The organism is Metapseudomonas boanensis (genome assembly GCF_018704125.1).
Classification (GTDB): Bacteria; Pseudomonadota; Gammaproteobacteria; order Pseudomonadales; family Pseudomonadaceae; genus Metapseudomonas; species Metapseudomonas boanensis.
In genome coordinates this window covers 172,138-193,935 of record NZ_JAGTIS010000003.1, presented here as the reverse complement: position 1 = coordinate 193,935, position 21,798 = coordinate 172,138, and the positions used below count along the sequence as shown (strand labels likewise).

Genomic DNA, 21,798 nt, shown 5'->3' with positions numbered 1-21,798 from the left:
TGACGGTACCCCTGACTTCAGTTCTGCACCTAAGCTGGCCTCACCTTCCACCGTCGTGCGTCCCGCAAGCGGCGCCGAGGAGATGCCAGTGCAGAACAAGAATAACGGCTACCCCTCCAGCCTGAGTGCCTGGACCACAGTCGCCATCCTCATGGTGGCGTACGTGCTGTCCTTCATCGACAGGCAGATCCTCAACCTGCTGGTCGAGCCCATCCGCCGTGATCTGGTCATCAGCGATACGCAGATGAGCCTGCTGATGGGCCTGTCCTTCGCGTTGTTCTACACCGTTTGCGGCATCCCGCTCGGGCGCATGGCCGATACCCGCAGCCGGCGTGGCCTGATCGCCATCGGTGTGCTGTTCTGGAGCGCCGCCACCGCCGCCTGTGGCATGGCGCGTCTGTACTGGCAGTTCCTCCTCTGTCGAATCGGTGTTGGCGTGGGCGAGGCAGCGTTGTCACCTGCGGCGTATTCGCTGATTGCCGACAGCTTTCCTCAGGAGCGGCGTGCCACAGCGATCAGCGTCTACTCCATGGGCGTGTATCTGGGTTCCGGTATCGCTTTCCTGCTGGGCGGGCTAGTGATCAAGTTCGCCTCGGCCCAGGGCGATGTGGTATTGCCGCTGCTTGGCCACGTACGGCCCTGGCAGCTGATATTCCTGGCCCTGGGGGCCGCCGGCCTGCTCTTCACTCTGCTGATGCTGGCGGTCAACGAGCCCAGGCGGCGAGGTATCGGCGCAGGTGTGGCCGTGCCGCTGGTGGAGGTTGGCCGTTACTTGCGCAGCAACCGGCGCACCGTGCTGTGCCACAACTTCGGTTTTGCCGGCCTGTCGTTCGCCGGCTACGGCAGTGCGGCCTGGATCCCGACCTTCTTCATCCGCACCCATGGCTGGGAAGCCGGTCAGGTGGGCGTGGTCTACGGCAGCCTGGTGGCAGTGTTCGGCTGCCTGGGCATCGTCTTCGGTGGGCGCTTGGCGGACTGGATGGCCAAGCGCGGACGCCGCGATGCCAACATGCGCGTCGGCCTCATCGCCGCGATTGGTGCCCTGCCTCTGGTGGTGCTGTTCCCGCTGCTCAACGATGCCACCTGGGCGATGGTGCTGATGGCGCCTACGGTGTTCTGCCTGAGCATGCCCTTCGGCGTGGCGCCTGCGGCTATCCAGGAAATCATGCCCAACTCGATGAGGGGTCAGGCCTCGGCCATCTATCTTTTCATCATCACCCTGATCGGCCTCGGTCTTGGTCCGACGGCGGTCGCGCTGTTCACTGACTATGTGTTCGGTGACGATGCGGCACTGCGCTATTCCCTGCTTATCGTCACGTCCGTGGCGGTGATCAGTTCGGTGGCGTTGCTGTGGGCAGGGCTCAAGCCTTATCGCGAGAGTCTGCAGCGTCTGCAGCAGTGGGGCGTTACTACTTCGGAAGAACCATTGATGGGCCAGGCCCAACCCTCGTAGGTTGGCGTCGAGATCGCAGGATGGGTATCGCTGCGCTCAATCCATCCTGCAAAACCAAAAGAACGCCCCGCGATTGCGGAGCGTTCTTTTGGAACCGGATCAGAAGTGTGGCACATCGTCCTTGTAGTTCTGCTTCCAGGTGTCATGCCCCGGTAGCAACAGGTTGAGAGCGATGGCCACGATGGCACACAGGGCGATGCCCTTCAGGCCGAAATCGTCCTGGCCAGTGCCGCTGCCCACCAGCATGCCGCCGATGCCGAATACCAGGGTCACGGAGACGATTACCAGGTTGCGGGCTTCGGCCAGGTCGATCTTGTGGCGGATCATGGTGTTCATGCCCACGGCGGCGATGGAGCCGAACAGCAAGCATAGGATGCCGCCCATCACCGGTACCGGAATACTCTGCAGAATGGCGCCGAACTTGCCAATGAAGGCCAGGCCGATGGCGAATGCTGCCGCCCAGGTCATGATCTTCGGGTTGTAGTTCCTGGTCAGCATGACCGCGCCGGTCACTTCGGCGTAGGTGGTGTTCGGTGGGCCGCCGAACAGGCCCGCAGCCGAAGTGGCCAGGCCGTCGCCAAGCAGGGTGCGATGCAGACCGGGTTTCTTCAGGTAGTCACGACCGGTCACGCTGCCGACAGCGATCACCCCACCGATGTGCTCGATGGCCGGAGCCAGCGCCACTGGCACGATGAACAGAATGGCCTGCCAGTTGAACTCCGGCGCGACGAAGTTGGGCAGAGCGAGCCACGGGGCTGCGGCGATCTTGGCGGTATCCACCACGCCGAACCAGAACGACAGGGCAAAACCCACCAGTACGCCGGAGATGATCGGCACCAGGCGGAAGATGCCCTTGCCGAATACGGCGACAATCAGGGTCGTGAGCAACGCCGGCATGGAGATCCACATGGCGGTGCCGTAAGGGATCAGCTCGGTGCCGTCACCGGCCTTGCCCATGGCCATGTTGGCGGCGATGGGGGCCATGGCCAGGCCGATGGAGATGATCACCGGGCCGATCACCACTGGCGGTAGCAGGCGGTCGATGAAACCGGTGCCTTTGATCTTCACGGCCAGGCCGAGGAAGGTGTATACGAAGCCGGCTGCCACCACACCGCCCATGGTCGCGGCCAGACCGAACTGGCCCTTGGCGAGGATGATCGGAGTGATGAAGGCGAAGCTGGAGGCCAGGAACACCGGCACCTGGCGCCCGGTAACCAACTGGAACAGCAAGGTGCCGATGCCGGCGGTGAACAGCGCGACGTTGGGATCGAGTCCGGTAATCAGCGGCATCAGCACCAAAGCGCCGAAGGCGACGAAGAGCATCTGGGCGCCAGATAGCACTTGGCGCCAGAGCGGGTCGTTGAATTCGTCGCTCATCGATCAGTTTTCCTTCTGCTTGGTGCCGAATATCTTGTCTCCAGCATCGCCCAAGCCCGGAATGATGTAGCCGTGGTCATTGAGTTTCTGGTCGATGGAGGCGGTGAAGATCATCACGTCCGGGTGGGCGTCGTTGACCACCTTGATGCCTTCGGGCGCTGCCACCAGCACCATGGCGCGGATTTCCTTGCAGCCGGCGCGCTTGAGTAGATCGATGGTGGCGACCATCGATCCGCCGGTGGCCAGCATCGGATCGATGATCAGCGCCAGGCGCTCATCGATTTCCGGGGCCAGCTTTTCCAGGTACGTGTGCGCTTCGAGGGTTTCTTCGTTGCGGGCGACGCCCACCGCGCTGACTTTCGCACCGGGGATCAGGCTGAGCACGCCGTCGAGCATGCCGATGCCGGCGCGCAGGATCGGCACGACGGTGATCTTCTTGCCAGCGATCTTCTCGACCTGGACCGGCCCCGCCCAGCCCTGGATTTCGTAGTTTTCCAGGGGCAGGTCGTTGGTCGCTTCATAGGTCAGCAGGGCGCCGACTTCCTGTGCCAGTTCGCGGAAGTTCTTGGTGCTGATATCGGCGCGGCGCATCAGGCCGAGTTTGTGGCGGATCAGCGGATGGCGGATCTCTCGGATGGGCATGGGGCGTATTCTCCGGCGGGCTGGCAAAAAAATTGCGTTAGCTTAATCAATTGACTACACACCGTGCAGAAATGACTGGCGGGTCGCACCCTCTGGCCTGTGGCTTCCAAGTACCGATCTGCCGGCAGTGCAAAAGCAGTATGGTCTACGCTCGTCCGTCAAGGCTTGCGGGAGGACAGGTCGATGAGTACCTTTGCCAGCTTTTATCTTGACGCCCCGTTCAAGTTTCCGAGGAAAGTGCAGCATTTTTCCTCGCCAGACCCAGAGGAATTGCCATGTCCGCCGATCTCGCACACATCCGCCAGGTGATGGCCGAAGCCGACTGCCTGTATACCGAAGCCCAGGTCGAAGCGGCCATTACCCAGGTGGCTGAGACCATCAACGGTGAGCTGGCCGAGCGTAACCCGGTGGTGTTCTGCGTGATGAACGGCGGCCTGATCTTCGCCGGCAAGTTGCTGCCCAAGCTGAACTTCCCGCTGGAGCTGTCCTACCTGCACGCTACCCGCTACCGCAATGAAACCAGCGGCGGCGAGCTGTTCTGGAAGGCCAAGCCGGAAATCTCCTTCATCGATCGCGACGTGCTGATCATCGACGACATCCTCGACGAAGGGCACACCCTGGCTGCCATCATCGACTTCTGCAAGCACGCCGGTGCCGCCCATGTGCACACGGCTGTACTGATCGACAAGACCCACAACCGCAAGGCACGTCCGGACCTCAAGGCTGATTACGTCGGTCTGGATTGCGTGGACCGCTACATCTTCGGCTACGGCATGGACTACAAGGGCTATTGGCGCAACGCGGCCGGCATTTTTGCGGTCAAGGGGCTCTGAGGCATGGCCGCGCCGCGCTACCTCGACCAGGGCCTGTTCAGTGAACTGGCTGAAAAGGCCGCGGCAAGCCCGCGCAAGCGTCAGCATCACAACTTCCACGAGATGGACGAGCCTTGCCATCGCCTGGCGGTGGGGCTGCAACCGGGTACCTATATCCCGCCGCATCGCCACCTGTCCGCTGACAAGGCGGAATGCCTGCTGGTGCTCAAGGGGCGCCTGGGTCTACTGATCTTCGACGAGCAGGGCGCCGTGCTGGAGCAGCGCGAATTGGTGGCTGGAGGCGATTGCGTGGGCGTAGACCTGCCGCCGGGATTGTTCCATGCGCTGGTGGTGCTGGAGCCGGACAGCTTGCTGTTCGAGTGCAAGGCCGGCCCCTATCGCCCCCTGGGGGACGGCGAACAGGCCAACTGGGCGCCGCGCGAAGGCGACCCCGGTGCAGTCGATTACCTGGCCTGGATGTGCTCGTTGTTCGCCTGAGCCTCGTTTGGTTCAAGCCAGCGCAGGGCTTTGACCTGCGCTTGCTCCAGGGTTTGCACATAGGCCAGCCGGCCAGTCTCCCGATGCACGCCGGCACGGCGCAGTTTCAGCCGCACCCGCGGCGAGGTACCGACCAGGACCAGACCGACGCCCTGGCGGTGGTAGTCGTGCAGCAGGTTTTCCAGGGCGGCCAGCGCCGTCATGTCGAGCAGCGGCACGGCGCTCATCTCGACGATCACCACCTTTACCTCCGGATTGAATCGACGCAGCACGCTGAGTGCTTTCTCCGCTGCCCCGAAGAACAACGGGCCACGAATGGCATAGGCCAGCACCTGCTCGGGCAGTTCGCGCAGCGCTTCGTGGAAGTGCTTGGGAATTGGCGCGGTGTCGGTCAGGTCACTCATCCGCTTGATGAACAGCCCGGCAGCCAGCAAGAGGCCGATGCCCACCGCCAGCACCATGTCGAACAACACTGTCAGCACCAGACAGGCCAGCAGCACAAACACATCGTTGCGCGGTGCAATGCGCAGTGTATGCGCGACGTGACGGGCTTCACTCATGTTCCAGGCCACCATCAACAACAAGGCCGCCAGCGCCGCCATCGGCAGGTAGCTGAACAGCGGCGCGAGCAGCAGCATGGCCAGAAGTACCACACCAGCGTGAATGATCGCCGCCATCGGCGAGAATGCGCCAGCGCGCACGTTGGCCGCGCTGCGGGCGATGGCGGCGGTGGCGGTAATGCCGCCGAACAGCGGCGCCACGAGGTTGCCGATGCCCTGGCCGAGCAGTTCGGCGTTGGGGTCGTGGCGGGTACCGGCCATGCCGTCGGCCACCACGGCGCAAAGCAGCGACTCGATTGCGCCAAGCATCGCAACGGCGAAGGCTGGTGCCAGTAGCTGGCGGAACAGCTCGAACGATAGTTGTAGCGGTTGATCGTCCGGCCCCGGGAGTTGCCAGGGCCAGGCGAAGTCAGGAAGGAAGGGGGGGATACCGGGGTGGCTGACGCCGTTCAGCTCATAACTGAAGCGCTCGCCGAGGGTGGCAACGGGGATGTTCATGCCTTCCAGCAACAAGCCGAGCAGAGCGCCTGCCGCTAGCGCTACCAGGTGGCCTGGCACCTTGGGTACAAAGCGCGGCCAGACGATCAGGATGGCCAGGCACACCAGTGCGACCAGGGTATCGCCCAGGTGGGCGGTGGGCAGGGCATTGGCCAGCAGCTGCAATTGCTCCACATAGTTTTGCGGCGGATGGGCCAGGTTTAGGCCGAACAGGTCCTTGACCTGCAGGGTGGCGATGACGATGCCGATGCCGGCGGTAAAGCCCAGCGTCACGGGGTAGGGAATGAATTGGATCAGCTTGCCCATTTTCGCCAGTCCCATGGCGATGAGGATCACGCCGGCCATCAGGGTGCAGAGCAGCAATCCGCCGACACCGAACTGCTGGGTGATGGGCAGAAGGATGACCACGAAGGCCGCCGTGGGGCCGGAGATGTTGAAGCGCGAGCCGCCTGTGAGGGCGATCAGCGGCGCGGCTACCAGCACGGTGTAAAGGCCATGCTGGGGCGGCACGCCGACAGCAATTGCCAGCGCCATCGCCAGCGGAATGGCGATGATGCCGACCGTGAGGCCCGCCGCCAGGTCGCCACGCAGGGCGCCAAGGGAGTAGCCTTCGCGCAGCGTATGGCGCAGCGCTGCGAACAAGGGGGGCAGGTACAGGGACATGGTCACTCCTTGGCAACTGCGTGAGTATAGGGCTTTGGGTGGACGGCATGCGTTGGCCTGAGTCGAATGCCAGCGCCGCGCAGGCCCGTGCTAGAGTGCTGCGCACCCACGCCGTTGGAGCTTTCGATGTACTCGCCTTTACGTGTTGGCGCCGCCTTCGCCATGCTGCTGAGCCTGCCGCTCAGCGCCGCCGAAAACGCGCCCATGCATATTCAGTTCCTCCCGCCGGATGACCTCTCGCTGCGCCAGGAGGCTCCCGAGCAGCAGCAACTCATCCAGATCACCGAATACTCCGTGCTGCTCGGTAGCCAGCGCCAATCCAACCAGCAGCCGATCCCGATCACTTCGCCCACGGTCATTCGCCTGAAGGGCAAGCCCCTGAGCAAGGGCGCCGATGTGGGGTTGGTGCTGATCCAGTTCGACGGTGAGGGCAAGAGCCTGAAAAAGCCCAGTTACGATCCCGCTAGCCGGATACTCAGCCTCAACTATCCGCTGGCGCAGTTCAGCGCTGTGGTTGACCTGCTGCGCCACGGCCCGGTCTATTGTCAGTTCCTCAGCTATGCCAATGGCCACGTTTGGGCCGACTTGCACAGCGGCGCGGTGCGCGTGCGTTGAGGCTGGGGCCGGGCGGGGGTAAACTGCCCGCCCCACGATCCTGGCCCTGTAGAGAGATGTGAGCGATGCGTAAAGACAAGAAGCAGGTGATTGGTGAAGAAATCACCGATGACTCGATCAAACTGTTCCTCGCAGTCGAGCCGGCCGATTCCACGCCGCCGTCCCTGCACAAGCTGATCAAGGCCTACCGCGGTCTGCGCGTCGATGACTTCGAACGTTTCGTCGGCTTCTTCGTCGAAGCGGGCTATGACCTTAATGCCAAGGATGAAAAGGGCAACGATTTCATCGCCCTGATCCAGGACCAGCGTATGGCTGAGCCTTATATCGAAGTGATCAAGGCTGCTCGCGGCTGATCGATCTCCGTATGAATAAGCCCGCTCTTCAGCGGGCTTATTCATTTCCTGTGCCCATGGGGCGGATGTCGGAGCGACCTGTGCGCCATGCCCATAAAAAAACCGCCCCGAAGGGCGGTTTTTCATTCAGCGGCAAGCAACGCTTCAGGCGATGCTCTGGGCAGCCTTGTCGACGCTGGTCAGGCCCAGTCGCTCGTCAGAGCGGGCGCTGATCTCGCGATACAGGGCAGCATCGCTTTCCAGTGCCTTCTCGCGGGCCGGGAAGATTTCCTTCAGCTTGGCCGTCCACTGCTCGGTGCGAGCCTGCTCAACGAAGCAGCGCTCGATGAGGTTGAGCATGATGGAAACCGTGACCGAAGCACCTGGCGAGGCGCCGAGCAGGGCCGCTATGCTGCCATCCTCGGCGGATACCAACTCGGTACCGAACTGCAGGACACCACCTTTCTTGCCATCCTTCTTGATGATCTGAACACGCTGGCCAGCCACTTCCAGGCGCCAGTCTGCTGGGCTCAGTTCCGGATAGAACTTACGCAGGGCGTCCAGGCGCTGTTCCTGGGACTGCATCACTTCCTTGATCAGGTAACGGGTCAGGTCCAGGTTGTCGCGGGCCACGGCCAGCATCGGGCCGAGGTTGCTTGGGCGAACCGAGAGCGGCAGGTCGAGGAAGGAGCCGTGCTTGAGGAACTTGGTGGTGAAGCCAGCGTAAGGTCCGAACAGCAGGGACTTCTTGCCATCCACCACGCGGGTATCCAGGTGTGGCACGGACATCGGCGGAGCGCCGACCTCGGCTTGGCTGTAGACCTTGGCCTGGTGCTGCTTGACCACTTCCGGGTTGTCGCAACGCAGCCACTGGCCGCTGACCGGGAAGCCGCCGAAGCCTTTGCCTTCCGGAATACCGGAGAGCTGCAGTAGAGGCAGTGCGCCGCCGCCGGCACCGAGGAAGACGAAGCGTGCGGAGACTTCTCGGTTGGCGCCGGTCTGGGTGTTCTTGATGCTGACGGTCCAACCCTTGTCGCTACGGGAGAGGTTGGTGACCTTCTGGAAATAGCTGACGCGAGTATCCGACAGGCTGGAGAGATACTGCAGCAACTGAGTGGTGACCGCGCCAAAGTTGACGTCAGTGCCGTTCATGGCGCGAGTCGCCGCGATCTTCTCGGCCGAATCACGGCCTTTCATCATCAGCGGCGCCCATTTGGCCATCGTGGTGCGATCTTCGGTGTACTCCATTTCGCTGAAGGCATGGTGCTGGCGGAGCAGCTCGAAGCGCTTCTTCAGGAATGCAGTGTCCTTGTCGCCACGCACAAAGCTCAGGTGCGGAACAGCATTGATGAAGTTCTTGGGCGAACCGAACGCGCTTTTGCCACTCATGTAGGCCCAGAACTGCTTGGAAACCTCGAATTGCGCATTGATGTTGACGGCTTTTTTGATGTCGATGGAGCCATCAGCCGCCTGAGGCGTATAGTTCAGCTCGCAGAGGCCAGCGTGGCCGGTGCCTGCGTTGTTCCAGGGGTTGGAGCTCTCGATGGCCCCTGACTCCCGGAGTTCGGCGATTTCCAGCTTGATACCGGGATCGAGCTCCTTCAGCAGGACCGCCAGTGTCGCGCTCATGATGCCGGCCCCGACCAGCAACACGTCCACCGCTTCGTAATCGTTTTGCGCCATTTGCTCGCCACTCTCTTGTGAAGTAGTGAAATACCGTCATCTCACGCTCTTTTGGAGACGTGAACCTCAAAAGGATCGGCTACCTCGGGCAGGCCACTTCCTTCTGCGTTCGTTACGCAAGCGTCCATGCAAAAGCGTTTGCATTTCGGGCGGAAGGGCGCGGCTCGCCAGCAAATGGCAGCGCGAAAAGTGGACGGCTCTCTGTGGGACTGTGCGGATGCCCCAGCTGGCGCGGGGAGCGGTATTGCGAGGCCCGATCAGGAGACGACCTTATAATCGGGGGGCGATTATAACGATGAAATCAGGGGAATAGGGCGACTGGTGTGACTTTTATTCGTCCATCGGTCAGGCTGCCAACGCCCGGCGGCGCTCAGGCTGTCCGACGACTGGTGCGACCAGGGCGCCAGGGGGGAGTGGTCGGTCCAGCCAGGAGAGGCAAATGCCGTCGACCTGCACCCAGTGGCCGCCTGCTGGAGCCTCGTTGGACTGGCGCAGCTCGCGGCAGATGCCGGCGTCGTCCAGGAGGGCAAAGCAGTGGAGTTGGCGGCGAGGGGCGAACAAGGACCAGAGGGCGATCATGGGGCTCTTCCTGGGTGGCTCCGGCTTTTATCTCATATGGCCATTACAGGCCCATTACAGGAACCCTCCAACAGTGAGCTTGTCTGAACGTTCATGAGTGCTGGCGCTCTGTCAGTACGGTGCCGGGGTGGTTATACTGCCGGCCGTTTTGTCTTCACTCCTGGAGAGATCAAGCATGCTGAAACGTGCGTTGCTCGGCCTGCTGGCCGCTTTTAGCCTGACCCTGGTCGGCTGTGCCCTCAGTCCGCAACAACTCAGCCCACAACCCAAGCTCACTGGCCCGCTCACTCCGGTAGGTCAGGGGCAGCCGGTGGTTGTGCGGGTGGCTGATGGCCGTCCATCTCCGGTACTCGGGACGCGTGGCGGCATCTACGCGGAAACCAGCGCCATCTCCGTACAGGGCAAGGACATCCTGCCGCGTCTGCAAGCTGAAGCGGAGGCTGCGGTTCGCCTGCTCGGCTTCACCCCATCGCCGAACGCCTATAACGCGCCGCAACTGACCCTGACCCTCGCTGACCTCAAGTATCAGTCGCCGAAGGAGGGGGTCTACGTAACTGAGGCGACTATCAGTGCTACCTTCCGCGTCGACGTGCAGAACAGCACCCGTCGCTACAGCGGCCGCTATGGCGCCTCGCTGAACCAGCGATTCGGCACCGCTCCGAACCAGGAGACCAACACCAAGCTGGTGAGCGATGTCCTGAGCGATGCCCTGACCCGCGCCTTCAAGGACCCGACCATTGGCCAACTTCTGGTCCAGTGAGTTATCCCGTGCCCCAAGAGCCCGGCCGTGCCAGGCTTGATCAGATGGTCATTCCCGACACCCTGCGAAGGCTAGCCTTTCGCAGGGTGTTTTCTTTCTGGAGACCATCGTCATGAATGACGCAGCGTTGATCGGTATCGACCTGGGCAAGCGCAGCTTCACCTGCAGGCCCAGTAAGGCTGCAGTCGCAACTTCGCTGCGTCAGTCGGCCTGGTCCCGAGGCAATACAGCACTGGTGGCCGAGTCAACCTGCTGGGCATCAGCAAGCGCGGGGAGAAGAACTTGCGCCGATTGCGGGTGCAATGCGCGCGGGAGTATCGGCAGCACCTGTGCCATCGCCGCGAAGCACACCTGTTATGAAGCGAGATCAGACGGCTGCGCCGCCTGACCTCGCTGTTGTTGCGGCACCACGAATCACCCATCCAGGTTTTGCGATAGCTGAACAACCGATGACGTGAACGGCCCATCGGCCTGACGAAGAACCTGGCACAAAAATCGGCTTTCGAAGTCGCCGGCTTTTTCAGGGTCGTCAGGCGCGACTCTCATCGTGGCGCGGGGCAAGCCCCCTACGGACGCCGGATAGATCTAGGCAAGCCAAACACCCATCGCTGGTCAGTACTGCAAAAACGGGGGTGACCATAGCTTTCGTTCCAGACCGTATCAGACCAGCAGGTCCCCGACATGGAGGATCTTCATGGTGTTGGTGCCGCCCTGGGTGGTGTAGCTATCACCCTTGGTCAGGATCACCCAGTCGCCCTTGGTCACGACGCCGCGCTGCAGGAGTTCGTCGACGGCCATCTGGCTGACTTTCTCCGGTGGCAGTGCGGCCGCATCGAAGGGGACGGTCTCGACGCCGCGGAACAGCGCCACGCGGGCCTGGGTCTCGCGGTGCGGCGAGTAGGCGTAGATCGGTACCGAGGAACGGATTCGCGACATGATCAGCGGGGTGTAGCCGCTTTCGGTCAGGCAGATGATCGCCTTGATGCCCGGGAAGTGGTTGGCGGTGTACATGGACGCCAAGGCGATGCTCTCGTCGCAGCGGTTGAAGGTGTTGCCGATGCGGTGGCTGGAGCGGCGGGTGTCGGGGTGCTTCTCGGCACCCTGGCAGATGCGCGCCATGGCTTGCACCGCTTCCACCGGGTATTCGCCTGCGGCGCTTTCTGCGGACAGCATGACGGCGTCGGTGTAATCGAGCACGGCGTTGGCCACGTCGGAGACTTCCGCGCGGGTCGGCATTGGGCTGTGGATCATCGACTCCATCATCTGGGTCGCGGTGATCACGGCTTTGTTGTAGCGGCGTGCGTGCAGAATGATCTTCTTCTGGATGCCTACCAGCTCGGCGTCACCGATCTCCACGCCGAGGTCGCCGCGCGCGACCATTACCGCATCACTGGCGCGGATCAGGCCGTCCAGTGCCTCGTCGTCGGCTACGGCTTCGGCGCGCTCGATCTTCGCTACCAGCCATGCCTTGCCACCAGCCTCGTCGCGCAGGCGGCGAGCCAGTTCCATGTCGGCGGCGTCGCGGGGGAAGGAAACGGCCAGGTAGTCCAGTTCCATCTCGGCAGCCAGCTTGATGTCGGCTTTGTCCTTGGCGGTCAGGGCCGGCGCAGTCAGGCCGCCGCCACGGCGGTTGATGCCCTTGTGGTCTGACAGCGGGCCGCCGATCAGCACGCGGCATTGCAGTTCATCGGCGCTGCTGCTTTCAACGCGCATTACCACGCGGCCGTCATCCAGCAGCAGTTCATCACCTACGCCGCAGTCCCTCACCAGGTCGGGGTAGTCGATACCCACCACTTCCTGATTGCCGGCGTCACGCGGGTGGGTGACGGAGAAACGGAAGCTGTCGCCTTCCTTGAGTTCGATTCGTTTGTTGGCGAACTTGGCGATGCGGATCTTCGGTCCTTGAAGGTCGCCGAGCAGGGCAACGAAACGACCGTGCTTGGCCGCCAGCTCGCGAACCAGGCGCGCGCGCGCCTTGTGTTCTTCCGGGCTGCCGTGGGAGAAGTTGAGGCGGGCCACGTTCAAACCCGCGAGGATCAGTTGTTCCAGAACCTCCGGGGAGTTGCTGGCCGGGCCGAGGGTGGCGACGATTTTGGTACGGCGGAAGGGCATGCGACGACTCCATTTTCCAAGCTGAGCCCGAGGCTACACCCTGGAAAAACTGTAGTCATGGAGTCTTTTCACTACCTGCTGAATTGTTTCAGGCACCGCACACGGGCCCCTCAAGTTCGGTTCTGGTTGAGCGCCTGATCCAGATGGCGGGAGGACTTTTGCTGGCCGGTCACCAGAGGGGAACTGCACCAGCAGGCGACGCAGGTAGGCAATCGCCTTGTCTCGATCGGCCTGGGGGGTGTCGGGTGCCGAGTACATGAGGCCGAGCTGGTATAAGGCCTTCTCCGGTGTATCCGGCTGGACGTGATTTTCGACAGGGCCAGCAGGTATAGCTCCTCGGCCTCGGCGCTCTTGGCATCGCGAATGGCAATGGCGCTGTAGGTGAGCAAGCGCCCAGCAGAAGGCTGATGACGAGCAGGGTGGGGTGGACGGCAAGGCATCTCCTCCGCGGCTTGGAGACGGGGGCAGTCTAGCTGTGTCGAGGCTCGGCCCGGGCAAGCGGACGGCACGACCGAATGGAGGTTATGCTTTTTGTCTCAGTACTGGACATCGGCCCTGTAGAAACCGCTTCGATGGCCGATACACCGGCCGACGGAGGAATCAACCATGCGAACCCTGATCCTGCTGGCGATGCTTGCCAGCATGGCCGGCTGCACCCGCTGGTCGCTCGACCACCACTTGAACAATGCCTACCGCGCCTATGAAGACGGGGACTGCGAGGATGTGATGCTTGAGCTTTCCAAGGCCGAGCGAAAGAGCCGCTCTCGGCAGTATTTGCAGCCGGAGATTTCCCTGTTACGTGGGCAATGCCTGGAGCGTCAGAGTCTGTTCGTCGACGCAGCGCAGACCTACCATTTCATCATCGCGCGTTACCCGGCGAGCGAGTACGCCTATAGGGCGAGGGCACGTCTGGAGACGCTGCAGCAACGTGGTCTCCTGAGGGGTAGCGGTGCGGCCAGGGCGCACCCCGCGGCTCATTGACTTCCTTGCGGACCGTCGGTCGTGGTTGGCTTGAGTCGATTTTCTCCGGGACTAAGCTCAAGCCTTGTTCAAGGAGGACAGGAATGCGCTATACCCTGCTGTACGTTCTGCTGATTCCCTCTCTGGCTGCGGCGGAAATCTATCGCTGGACCGACGCTGAGGGCCGGGTGCATTTCAGCGAGCGTCCGCAGGCCGGCGCCGCCCCTGTGCAAGTCAGGCCGCAAGTGGTTGAGCGCGATGCCGCCACGCGCGAGCGGGAAGAGCGCGCAGCGCGTTACTACGATGCCCGCAGGGATGAGCAGGCTCAGGTCGCCAGTCGTGTGGCAGATGCCCGTGAGAAGCGCCAGAAGGCATGTGAGAACCTGCGCTCGCAGAAGGAGCAACTGGATCGTGGTGGCTCCTTTTTCCGGGTGGATGAGCGTGGTGAGCGTCAGTACTACAGTGATGAACAGATCGAGATGTTTCGCCGAAGTCTGGCGGAGGCCCTGAACCGCGATTGCCGCTAGCGCTTGGTTTTATGGCGGTGACGGGTTCATACTGAATGACCATTAATAGCGATTTGATATCATGCCTGCTAAGCGCCGTATCGAACGCCATCAGTTGCCCTATTACCTGAAGGTGTTCAATCGCATCACCGACAAGCCCATGGGCTACATTGGCAACGTCTCGATGGACGGACTGATGCTGATCAGCCAGTTGCCGATGCTGGTGGGAGGGCGGTTCGAGATGCGCCTGAAAATCCCGGGGCAGGATGGGCAATTGCACTTCATCGATTTTTGCGCCACCTGCCAGTGGTGTCGCGAAGACGTGAACCCCGGGCACTTCGATTCAGGGTTCTCGCTCGTGGCACCCCCGGGAGAATATGCCGATCTGATCGATGCCTTGCGCTTCTATTTCAGCTTTCGTCCCTTGGCCGCCTCGGCATAAGTCTGTCTGAAAAAAGATCAACTTCGGCTGCATTGGGGGCTCACGCCGGATCGGAAAGTGGGGTGGGGCGGTGGTGCCTTTCGAGCCTTGTTCCTGGCTTGGCGATCAGCTGAAGCCAGGGCGCTATCCCTTAAAGCGCTCCCGCCTTCTTCCAGGCCAGATAGCGACTCACCAGCTCTGGCCCCAGCTCGCTCGGACGAGCGTCCAGTACTGGCACACCATGCGCCGCCAGCCGCTCATGCAGGCCGGCACGGGCATTCAGATAGTCCACCGTCCCGCAATAGGCGAGTGCATCCTCAAAGCCTCGCACTGGAGCCTGCCGCAAGCTGTCGAGGATTTCCTCGCGCAGGCTCACGACGAGCAGGCGATGCTGGCGCCCCAGGCGTTTGACGGCATTGACCAGCTCCTCATCGTCCTCGTCCCGCAGATTGCTGATCAACACCACCAGCGCGCGGCGGCGTTGGCGGGTCAGCAGGGTGTCGGTGGCTGCCCGGTAGTCCGCTGGGCGCAGAGTGCTGTCGAGGTCATAGACACCGTTGAGTAGCACGCTCAGTTGGGCAGGGCCCTTCACTGGCGCGAGGAAGCGATCTCGCTCGGCGGCGAAGGTGGCGAGTCCAACGGCGTCGCCCTGGCGCAGTGCTACATAGCTGAGCAGCAGGCTGGCGTTTAGCGCGTGGTCAAAGTGAGACAGGTCGCCATCCTGGCTGCGCATGCGGCGCCCGCAGTCCAGCAGAAAGACAATCTGCTGGTCGCGTTCGTCCTGGTATTCGCGGGCGATGGGTGTGCGCTTGCGTGCGGTGGCCTTCCAGTCGATCTGGCGCAGGGTATCGCCGTCGCGGAATTCGCGGAGCTGGTGAAACTCCATGCCCAGGCCACGGCGTGGGCGTTGACGTACCCCTAGCTGGCTGAGCCAATCGTCCACGGCTTTCAGCTGGGCCCCATACAGCCGAGCGAAATCCGGGTAGACGCGAGTTTCTCCGGACAGGGGCAGGACCCTACGCTGGCGCCAGAGCCCCAAGGGGCTGGGAAGTTCGACGTCGCAGGCTGGGAGGTGGAAGTGGCCACGCTTGAGCGGGCGCACACGGTAGCTCAGCTCTGTTTGCGTGCCGGGGTGGAGCTCGATGCGCTGGGGCAGGGCGTCGAACGCCATGTCCTCTGGAACCTGGTCGAACAGTTGCAAATGCAAGGGGCGTGGATAGCCGTGATGGACTGTCAGGCGCACTTCACTCCAACGTGCCAGCGGCAGATTGCCAGGTAACAGACGTTCCAGGCGTGGAGAGGGCTGATGACGGAGCCACAGTGCGTCGATGCAGGCCAGCAACAGCAGTGCGCAGAGCAGTCCCCACCAGATGGCCGGAAGCTCCGCGGGCAGGGCAATGCCCAGCGGCGGCAGGGCGCCGAGTAGCAAGGCCAGACCGAGCAGGGTGGCCATCAGCGCGAGCATTGCGCGGGACGGTCTCATAGACGGGGGGCCGGCACCTGGTCGATGAGCTGCTGCAGGACCTGATCCACCGAAAGTCCCTCAATGTCCAGCTCCGGAGACAAACGTACACGATGGCGCAGGACAGCCAGGGCGCATCCCTTGATGTCATCCGGCAAGACGAAATCGCCGCCGCGTAGCAGAGCCCGGGCACGACCGCCGCGCACCAGAGCGATGGAGGCCCGTGGCCCGGCACCGATGGCAAGCCCTGGCCAGCTGCGAGTCGCTCGGGCCAGACGCACGGCGAAGTCGAGTACCTGGTCGTCGATCGGCAGCTCGCTGGCGATCTTCTGCAGGGCGAGCACATCCTTGGCTTGCAGCAGGGTCCGCAGCGGCGCCACGTCGAGCATGTCGGCCCGTGCGGAGCGGGTGACCTGGCGGACCAGGTTGAGTTCTTCGTCGGCCGCCGGGTAGTCCATGCGTAGCTTGAGCATGAAACGGTCGAGCTCAGCTTCCGGCAGGGGGTAGGTGCCTTCCTGCTCGATGGGGTTCTGGGTGGCCATGACCAGGAACGGTTGCGGCACCGGCAGGGCACGGCCTTCCAGGGTGACCTGGCGTTCCTGCATCACTTCCAGCAGCGCAGCCTGGGTCTTGGCCGGGGCGCGGTTGATCTCGTCGGCCAGCAGCAGGTTGGTGAATACCGGGCCCTTGCGCAGCTTGAACTGCTCACTCTGCATGTCGTACACGGCATGGCCAGTCACGTCGCTGGGCATCAGGTCGGGAGTGAACTGGATGCGTGAGAACTCGCCTGCAAAGCACCGAGCCAATGCCCGGACAAGCAGCGTCTTGCCGAGTCCAGGAACGCCCTCCACCAGCACATGCCCGCCCGCCAGCAGCGCGGTAAGGACATCGTCGATGACGGTGGCCTGCCCGACCAGGGCCTTCTGCAACTCATGGCGCAACGCCTGGGCCAGCTGGCTCGCACGCTGGCGCTGGGTCGAGGCGGAAGGTGCTGCAGCGGGGGCGGTTGTTTCGAGCTGCGACGGGTCGGAAATCTGTTCGCTCATAGGGCATTCCTGAGGGTTTGCAGGTGGGCGACCTGGCGGGTGAATTCGGTGGCATTGAGGCGTTGTTGCGGCAGCGGGCGCATGGCCTGGCTGATGGCGCCGGGTGGCAGGCGTGTCAGGCGGCCCAAGACCTGCCATTGCTCGGCTACGGCCAGGCGTTCGAAGCCGGGGTGGCGACGTCGGGCCCGACGCTGGATATCGCGTTGCAGGGATTGCAGCAGACTGGCCTGCCCCGCTCGGCGGAGCATGAAGTCAGCAGCGCCGCGCAGGTGTTCCTCCAACTGCCGGCGAGCACGGCTGGCGGGCGTCTGCAGGGGGCCTTGGCGCGGAGCAACGTGCCACAGGCCAAGGAGGATAAGCAGCAGCAACGCCATCAGGGCTTCGGGGAAGTGTTCACCGAGCAGTTTGGCCAGGCTGTCGCGCTCAGCGCGATAGAGTAGTGTGACTTGGCTGTCCTGGCCGAGGTACCAGAGCAGCCAGGCGTTGTCGTACTGGGCGATGTCCTGGTTCTGCCAGATCCAGCCATCGGTCAGTACCGTAATCAGGCCGTCTCCCTGATTGAGTTGGAGCATGTGCGTCGCCTTGGCGCTGTTTGCCCAGGCATGGGCTCGATTCTGACTATCGAAGAGGTGGAAGTCGGTATCGAAGCTGACGAAGGCCGGTGCTTGCTCGTTCTCCAGGTAGAGTTTGGTCAGTTCGGGGAACGGGTCCTCGTTGGCGTCGGCAGGGGCTTGTTGGTCGTCGCTGCTTCGCGCAGCAGGCTCTTCGTTGGTCGCCTCGCCACCCGATGCCTGACCTTGCGACTCGCTCTCCTGTTCTTCCAGTGCATCTACCTCGAATTGCTGGATGCCCAGGCTGTCCAGCAGCAGGTCGCCGCTTTTCTGTTCGTCTTCGTCGTATAGCCGCTCGGCAATGAACACCAGGTGGCCGCCTTTGCTGACCCAGGCCAGCAGGCGCTGAGACTGGCGCGGTGTCATGTGGTTACGGCTGCCGAGCAACAGCATGGTCTGGCCGGTGCTCGGCAGTTGGTCCAGCACTTCCAGGCCATCGGCCCGGTTGACGGTCAGGCCTTGTTTGCGCAGGAAGTGTTCGGCGGCCAGATAGGGGTTGCCCATTACTTCGGGCGAGGGGCCGTGCTCCACGGTTTCCTGGTAGGGATGCAGGTGGCCGGCTAGCTGAATGGCCAGGATACCGAGCAAGAGGAACAGACCTGCGCCGAATAGAAAACGCACCGTGCGGTTCATGCCGTGGAGCCCTTGGCGAAGAGATGCCGCCAGCCGTCGCACAAGCCTTGGCGAAGCTCGCCCGGAGGTAGCTGGTGGCCATAGGCGAGGTTCTGCCAGTGGCGCGTCACGGCCTGGCTGAACTGCTCCAGTTCGAGGTTGTCCAGCGCTATCACCATCTGCAGGACCTCGCCCTCGGTGTGTGATGCCTTCAACGGCAGGCGAAAGTCATGCAGCAATCGACTGAGCAGCGCTCGATAGAGCAGGCCAAGTGCTTCTCGCGGCTGTTCTGACCAGAGTCGCTCGGCTTCGCTGGCGACATCTTCGGGCAGGCTTTCCGGCGCCAGTTCCAGCCCGAACAGGACTGGGGGCTGCGCCTGTTGGTGTCGCTGCGGCAAGCCTAAGCGGCCGGCGAAGGTGTTCAACCAATCACGATAGCGCCACAGGAACAGGGCGATCAGGCTGAACACCAGGCCCCAGAGCAGCGCTTTGAGCGCCAGTGTCAGCATCTCCTGGCTTCGCCAGTACTCGGCCAGTTTGAACAGGTCGCGAAGCAGCGACGCCCAGCCTTCCAGATTGCTGCCGTCGGCTGGTGTTTCTGGCGCGGCATTCCCGAGACGCCAACGGGTGACGGTTTCCCGATTCTGAAACGGCGGTGAATCGAGCAGTGTCTTGATGTCCTCGCGGGCGCTCGCGCTATCCAGGGCCTGCTGGCTGAGACGCTCGGTCTCGGGGCCATTGAGGTAGGCCGGGGGCGCCGGGCATACGCCGATGTTTTCCTGAGCCTGCGCCGGTTGCGGCGCATGTGCGATGCCCAGTCCCAGAGCTAGTAGCAGGGCATAGGCGGCGCCGGTGAGGCGCTGACGAAGGCGGCGGAATTCCAGCTCGATGTCCCAGGCTTCCAGGGCAGTGCGGCGGTTCAGGTAGAGGGTGAAGCCGCAGGCTACGTAGACCGGTTCCCAGATGATCAGCACCAGGGCATACAGGCTGTTGGACAGGTGCTCTAGCCACAGCCACTCGCCTGAGGCTGCCTCCAGCACCTTGTCCCAGTTCCACTCGATGGTCATTTGCTGCGGCAGCATGAGGTAGAAGAGCGTGATCAGGCCCAGCCAGAGCGCCAGTTCCAGATGCATCCCGATCACGGTCAGCCAGGTTGCGCCGCCGGCGTCCCGTTGACCGAGGACGACCAGCCGCTGGCTGCGCGTCTGGCCGGCAAGCCTCTCCAGCTGGATAACGGGCAGGTCGAAGCTGCGGGTCGGACTGAACCGGCGCCAGGTGAGGCTGGCAACCAGTTGCGGGCGCAGCAGGCGGGGATAGGCGCGTAGCGCCTCGCCGAGGCTGGGCGTGTCGCCGAACAGGGCGCGCGAAAGGATGAACAGCGGCAGCCGCTCATAGGCTGGCTTGCCGAGCCAGAACAGCAGGATTGCCAAGCCCGGATAATCCCAGAACAGTGCGCTCAGCAGCAGGAATACCGGCAGGGTGACCAGCGCCCAGCTGGCCATCAGGAGTCCGGCATGACGTCTTGCGAGCAGTACGCCAAGGTCCATGGCCTCCCACGCAGTGCGAGGGCGGATGGCCACGCTGGCGTCAGTCAGGCGCATGCGCCCTCCTGCCTGCCAGGCCGAAATAAAGGGCGACCAGAGTCCAGAGTCCTGCACCGACCCCGTACTTGAACTGGGGGGATACGTGGTTGATGGACGACCAGTAGGCCTCGACGAAGGCGGCAATCAATAGCAGCAGGATGACTCCCGCGATCAATTGCACGCTGCGCGCGGCGGCCAGCCGCAAGGACTCGCTGCGAGGCATTCTTCCGGGGGCGAGCAGGGCCCAGCCCAATTGCAGGCCAGCGGCACCGGCGAAGCTGATGGCGGTGAGTTCGAAAGCACCGTGGCCGATGACGAAAGACCAGAAGGTCTCGCCATAGCCGACCTGGGTCAGGTGGCCCGCGACTGCGCCGATGGTCAGCCCATTGAAGAGCAGGAAGAACAGGCTACCAAGGCCGAAAAGCAGGCCGCTGGCATAGGTCTGAAAGGCGATACCGATGTTATTCATGATGTAGTGGCCGAACATCATCCAGTCATCGCCAGAGTCGCGCTCACTCATGGGACCGATGCGGCGGGCATCCGGGTCGTACATGGATTCCATGGACGAAACCTGCTCCGGGTCCATCATGCTGTAGACCAGGTCGGGATAGGCATGCACCAGGACACCCATTAATAGCAGGCTGCCATAGAAGAGCAGGCTTGCCGCGGCGATGCTGCGCCACTGGCTCCGAACCAGCCGCGGGAAGCCTCCGAGGATGAAGTCCAGCAGGCGTCCGCCAAGGTGGCTGCGGTGGCGATAGAACTGTTGGTGACCACGCATCGCCAGTTGCTGCAACTGCGCAATCAGATGGCTGCTGTAGCCACGCTCCTGAGCCAGGGCCAGGTGCTGGCAGAGGCGCCTGTAGTCGCCCGCGAAGGTCTCGCACGCTCGTGTGTCCGCCTTGCTGCGCTCCAGGTTTCCCAGCAATTTGGAGAAGGCTTCCCAGTCAGCCTGGTGGCGTTTCTCGAACAAGCTTTGTTTCATGTCGATGCAGGCCCCAACAGGCCACGGGCGATGCCATTGATGTGAGCTTCCGCCTGCTCTGGAGGGGCGTCCAGTGGTATCGCGAGAATGGAAGCAAGCTCCGTGCGACGCGCAGCGGAAAGCGTGCCCTGGCGCTCGGCAAAGCTCAGCATGGCGCGTTGCTCGGCCAGAGTGAGTGGAAAGGGCGCTTGCTCGGGAGGGACGTCCGGAAGGGCAGGGCGCACCGGCTTTTCGTCCCGATAGATCACCAGGCTGCCAGCGGCGATGTCGCCTAGGCGTTTGAAGGCCGGATGCAGCAGGCAACTGAGGATTCCCAGCATATAGCCAAGCGGGAGGATATCGACAAAGCGCAGCAGGTTGCGGATCAGCGAGGCCGCCCAGCCAATCGGCGTGCCGTCATCATGCACGACACGCAAGCCCATGACCTGCTTGCCCGGCGAGCGCCCCTGGTTGAGTACCTCGAACAGGACCATATACCACCAGTTGAGCAGGAACATCAGGATCAGGCCCAGCCCGAAGCCAAACTGGCCGAGCACGGCTAATACGATGAACATCAACAGCAGGATTGCGCCACGGATCAGCAGGTCGATGCTGTAGGCCAGGGCCCGCGGCAGCAAGCCGGCGGGGCGTAAGACGAGATCGATGCCTTCGGGCGTTTCCACCCGGTAACAGGTGTCCAGCGGCGGGGCCTGGGGTGAGCGCACGGCAGGGCGGGGGCTGGACAAGGCGGTTGGCATCGCTTGGCTGCTTGGATTAAAGAGCGATGCTAGCCGGGGCCCAGGGTCCAGGCAACTGGCTGAAGGGGCTGTTCGTGCGCTGCTTGTGCGGCGCTTGGCGGGATTGGCCGGTCATCAGGTTTCCTTGTCTCAAGATCGTCCGCGCCGGCGATTCTAGGCGTCGACCAATTTCTGCAGCAAGCCGAGACGATTGCTGCAGGGCCGCCGGATGCATCCTGGCCAGCCTAGACATCGGCGCAGCTGTAGTGGTGGGGGCTAATGCTAGACTGCCGCCCTCACGAACAAGGGGGC

Annotated in this window: 21 protein-coding genes and 1 pseudogene; 10 read left to right on the top strand and 12 right to left on the bottom strand. The window is 62.9% G+C overall.

Annotation, left to right across the window (positions count from 1 at the left end; all coding sequences use genetic code 11):
* Positions 1-88: 88 nt before the first annotated feature.
* Positions 89-1,453, top strand: coding sequence for a spinster family MFS transporter (locus J7302_RS08415; RefSeq protein ID WP_215372808.1), 1,365 nt, complete (start codon positions 89-91; stop codon positions 1,451-1,453).
* A gap of 99 nt (positions 1,454-1,552) precedes the next feature.
* Here J7302_RS08415 and J7302_RS08410 read toward each other — a convergent pair whose 3' ends face one another.
* Positions 1,553-2,830, bottom strand: coding sequence for a uracil-xanthine permease family protein (locus J7302_RS08410; RefSeq protein ID WP_215372807.1), 1,278 nt, complete (start codon positions 2,828-2,830; stop codon positions 1,553-1,555).
* A gap of 3 nt (positions 2,831-2,833) precedes the next feature.
* Positions 2,834-3,472: a uracil phosphoribosyltransferase gene (gene upp, locus J7302_RS08405; RefSeq protein ID WP_215372806.1), complete on the bottom strand. Its 639-nt coding sequence runs from the start codon at positions 3,470-3,472 to the stop codon at positions 2,834-2,836.
* Between the two features lie 275 nt (positions 3,473-3,747).
* On the opposite strand from upp, the gene J7302_RS08400 reads away from it, so the two are divergent.
* Together J7302_RS08400 and J7302_RS08395 are read left to right on the top strand one after the other, a co-directional pair.
* Positions 3,748-4,305 carry a hypoxanthine-guanine phosphoribosyltransferase gene (locus J7302_RS08400; RefSeq protein ID WP_215372805.1) on the top strand — a complete coding sequence of 186 codons (558 nt, stop codon included), beginning with the start codon at positions 3,748-3,750 and terminating at the stop codon, positions 4,303-4,305.
* 3 nt (positions 4,306-4,308) lie between these two features.
* Complete coding sequence (locus tag J7302_RS08395) at positions 4,309-4,782, top strand: WbuC family cupin fold metalloprotein (RefSeq protein WP_215372804.1); 474 nt, start codon at positions 4,309-4,311, stop codon at positions 4,780-4,782.
* Here J7302_RS08395 and dauA read toward each other — a convergent pair.
* A complete protein-coding gene (dauA, locus tag J7302_RS08390) occupies positions 4,749-6,503 on the bottom strand; it encodes a C4-dicarboxylic acid transporter DauA (protein WP_215372803.1) in 1,755 nt (584 codons plus the stop codon). The genes J7302_RS08395 and dauA overlap by 34 nt on opposite strands.
* Positions 6,504-6,665: 162 nt before the next feature.
* Between dauA and J7302_RS08385 the strand changes: the two genes are divergently transcribed.
* Together J7302_RS08385 and J7302_RS08380 are read left to right on the top strand one after the other, a co-directional pair.
* The gene (locus J7302_RS08385) at positions 6,666-7,118 is read left to right on the top strand and encodes a hypothetical protein (RefSeq protein WP_215373008.1); all 453 of its coding nucleotides are present in this window, start codon (positions 6,666-6,668) and stop codon (positions 7,116-7,118) included.
* Between the two features lie 65 nt (positions 7,119-7,183).
* Positions 7,184-7,471, top strand: coding sequence for a PA4642 family protein (locus J7302_RS08380; RefSeq protein WP_215372802.1), 288 nt, complete (start codon positions 7,184-7,186; stop codon positions 7,469-7,471).
* 144 nt (positions 7,472-7,615) lie between these two features.
* Here J7302_RS08380 and mqo read toward each other — a convergent pair whose 3' ends face one another.
* Together mqo and J7302_RS08370 are read right to left on the bottom strand one after the other, a co-directional pair.
* The gene (gene mqo / locus J7302_RS08375) at positions 7,616-9,133 is read right to left on the bottom strand and encodes a malate dehydrogenase (quinone) (protein ID WP_215372801.1); all 1,518 of its coding nucleotides are present in this window, start codon (positions 9,131-9,133) and stop codon (positions 7,616-7,618) included.
* A 345-nt stretch (positions 9,134-9,478) separates the two neighbouring features.
* Positions 9,479-9,712: a hypothetical protein gene (locus J7302_RS08370; RefSeq protein ID WP_215372800.1), complete on the bottom strand. Its 234-nt coding sequence runs from the start codon at positions 9,710-9,712 to the stop codon at positions 9,479-9,481.
* A gap of 175 nt (positions 9,713-9,887) precedes the next feature.
* Between J7302_RS08370 and J7302_RS08365 the strand changes: the two genes are divergently transcribed.
* Complete coding sequence (locus J7302_RS08365; protein WP_215372799.1) at positions 9,888-10,472, top strand: YajG family lipoprotein; 585 nt, start codon at positions 9,888-9,890, stop codon at positions 10,470-10,472.
* 177 nt (positions 10,473-10,649) lie between these two features.
* Positions 10,650-10,802, top strand: a pseudogene (locus J7302_RS08360) (transposase); the annotation flags it as partial.
* A 330-nt stretch (positions 10,803-11,132) separates the two neighbouring features.
* Here the strand turns inward: J7302_RS08360 and pyk are convergent.
* On the bottom strand, positions 11,133-12,584 hold the full coding sequence (gene pyk, locus J7302_RS08355) for a pyruvate kinase (RefSeq protein WP_215372798.1): 1,452 nt from the start codon (positions 12,582-12,584) through the stop codon (positions 11,133-11,135).
* A gap of 606 nt (positions 12,585-13,190) precedes the next feature.
* Between pyk and J7302_RS08350 the strand changes: the two genes are divergently transcribed.
* From J7302_RS08350 to J7302_RS08340, 3 genes are all read left to right on the top strand, one after another.
* Entirely contained in the window at positions 13,191-13,565 is a 375-nt protein-coding gene (locus J7302_RS08350) for a tetratricopeptide repeat protein (RefSeq protein ID WP_215372797.1), read from the top strand.
* Positions 13,566-13,648: 83 nt separating this feature from the next.
* Positions 13,649-14,071 carry a DUF4124 domain-containing protein gene (locus tag J7302_RS08345; protein ID WP_215372796.1) on the top strand — a complete coding sequence of 141 codons (423 nt, stop codon included), beginning with the start codon at positions 13,649-13,651 and terminating at the stop codon, positions 14,069-14,071.
* A 61-nt stretch (positions 14,072-14,132) separates the two neighbouring features.
* A complete protein-coding gene (locus tag J7302_RS08340) occupies positions 14,133-14,492 on the top strand; it encodes a PilZ domain-containing protein (RefSeq protein WP_215372795.1) in 360 nt (119 codons plus the stop codon).
* 130 nt (positions 14,493-14,622) lie between these two features.
* Here J7302_RS08340 and J7302_RS08335 read toward each other — a convergent pair whose 3' ends face one another.
* The 6 genes from J7302_RS08335 to J7302_RS08310 are packed head-to-tail and all read right to left on the bottom strand — an operon-like array spanning position 14,623 to position 21,507.
* Positions 14,623-15,954: a DUF58 domain-containing protein gene (locus J7302_RS08335; RefSeq protein ID WP_215372794.1), complete on the bottom strand. Its 1,332-nt coding sequence runs from the start codon at positions 15,952-15,954 to the stop codon at positions 14,623-14,625.
* Positions 15,951-16,979, bottom strand: coding sequence for an AAA family ATPase (locus J7302_RS08330; protein ID WP_215372793.1), 1,029 nt, complete (start codon positions 16,977-16,979; stop codon positions 15,951-15,953). Before J7302_RS08330 ends, J7302_RS08335 begins: the two co-directional genes overlap by 4 nt.
* Entirely contained in the window at positions 16,976-18,223 is a 1,248-nt protein-coding gene (locus J7302_RS08325; RefSeq protein WP_215372792.1) for a DUF4350 domain-containing protein, read from the bottom strand. The genes J7302_RS08330 and J7302_RS08325 overlap by 4 nt, the downstream gene beginning before the upstream one ends.
* A complete protein-coding gene (locus J7302_RS08320; protein WP_215372791.1) occupies positions 18,220-19,803 on the bottom strand; it encodes a DUF4129 domain-containing protein in 1,584 nt (527 codons plus the stop codon). The genes J7302_RS08325 and J7302_RS08320 overlap by 4 nt, the downstream gene beginning before the upstream one ends.
* Positions 19,790-20,770 (bottom strand): stage II sporulation protein M, encoded by a 981-nt coding sequence (locus J7302_RS08315; RefSeq protein ID WP_215372790.1) that lies wholly within the window; start codon positions 20,768-20,770, stop codon positions 19,790-19,792. Before J7302_RS08315 ends, J7302_RS08320 begins: the two co-directional genes overlap by 14 nt.
* Positions 20,767-21,507 carry an RDD family protein gene (locus J7302_RS08310; RefSeq protein WP_215372789.1) on the bottom strand — a complete coding sequence of 247 codons (741 nt, stop codon included), beginning with the start codon at positions 21,505-21,507 and terminating at the stop codon, positions 20,767-20,769. Before J7302_RS08310 ends, J7302_RS08315 begins: the two co-directional genes overlap by 4 nt.
* Positions 21,508-21,798 lie beyond the last annotated feature (291 nt).

Excerpts from the sequence above, each read along its gene's own strand:
- J7302_RS08340 (WP_215372795.1), top strand. The coding sequence starts at position 14,133 with ATGCCTGCTAAGCGCCGTATCGAACGCCATCAGTTGCCCTATTACCTG.
- J7302_RS08350 (WP_215372797.1), top strand. The coding sequence starts at position 13,191 with ATGCGAACCCTGATCCTGCTGGCGATGCTTGCCAGCATGGCCGGCTGC.
- mqo (WP_215372801.1), bottom strand. The coding sequence starts at position 9,133 with ATGGCGCAAAACGATTACGAAGCGGTGGACGTGTTGCTGGTCGGGGCC.
- J7302_RS08325 (WP_215372792.1), bottom strand. The coding sequence starts at position 18,223 with ATGAACCGCACGGTGCGTTTTCTATTCGGCGCAGGTCTGTTCCTCTTG.
- J7302_RS08400 (WP_215372805.1), top strand. The coding sequence starts at position 3,748 with ATGTCCGCCGATCTCGCACACATCCGCCAGGTGATGGCCGAAGCCGAC.
- J7302_RS08365 (WP_215372799.1), top strand. The coding sequence starts at position 9,888 with ATGCTGAAACGTGCGTTGCTCGGCCTGCTGGCCGCTTTTAGCCTGACC.
- J7302_RS08345 (WP_215372796.1), top strand. The coding sequence starts at position 13,649 with ATGCGCTATACCCTGCTGTACGTTCTGCTGATTCCCTCTCTGGCTGCG.
- J7302_RS08315 (WP_215372790.1), bottom strand. The coding sequence starts at position 20,770 with ATGAAACAAAGCTTGTTCGAGAAACGCCACCAGGCTGACTGGGAAGCC.
- J7302_RS08320 (WP_215372791.1), bottom strand. The coding sequence starts at position 19,803 with ATGCGCCTGACTGACGCCAGCGTGGCCATCCGCCCTCGCACTGCGTGG.
- J7302_RS08310 (WP_215372789.1), bottom strand. The coding sequence starts at position 21,507 with ATGCCAACCGCCTTGTCCAGCCCCCGCCCTGCCGTGCGCTCACCCCAG.
- J7302_RS08385 (WP_215373008.1), top strand. The coding sequence starts at position 6,666 with ATGCTGCTGAGCCTGCCGCTCAGCGCCGCCGAAAACGCGCCCATGCAT.
- dauA (WP_215372803.1), bottom strand. The coding sequence starts at position 6,503 with ATGTCCCTGTACCTGCCCCCCTTGTTCGCAGCGCTGCGCCATACGCTG.
- J7302_RS08370 (WP_215372800.1), bottom strand. The coding sequence starts at position 9,712 with ATGATCGCCCTCTGGTCCTTGTTCGCCCCTCGCCGCCAACTCCACTGC.
- J7302_RS08380 (WP_215372802.1), top strand. The coding sequence starts at position 7,184 with ATGCGTAAAGACAAGAAGCAGGTGATTGGTGAAGAAATCACCGATGAC.
- J7302_RS08335 (WP_215372794.1), bottom strand. The coding sequence starts at position 15,954 with ATGAGACCGTCCCGCGCAATGCTCGCGCTGATGGCCACCCTGCTCGGT.
- upp (WP_215372806.1), bottom strand. The coding sequence starts at position 3,472 with ATGCCCATCCGAGAGATCCGCCATCCGCTGATCCGCCACAAACTCGGC.
- J7302_RS08410 (WP_215372807.1), bottom strand. The coding sequence starts at position 2,830 with ATGAGCGACGAATTCAACGACCCGCTCTGGCGCCAAGTGCTATCTGGC.
- pyk (WP_215372798.1), bottom strand. The coding sequence starts at position 12,584 with ATGCCCTTCCGCCGTACCAAAATCGTCGCCACCCTCGGCCCGGCCAGC.
- J7302_RS08395 (WP_215372804.1), top strand. The coding sequence starts at position 4,309 with ATGGCCGCGCCGCGCTACCTCGACCAGGGCCTGTTCAGTGAACTGGCT.
- J7302_RS08330 (WP_215372793.1), bottom strand. The coding sequence starts at position 16,979 with ATGAGCGAACAGATTTCCGACCCGTCGCAGCTCGAAACAACCGCCCCC.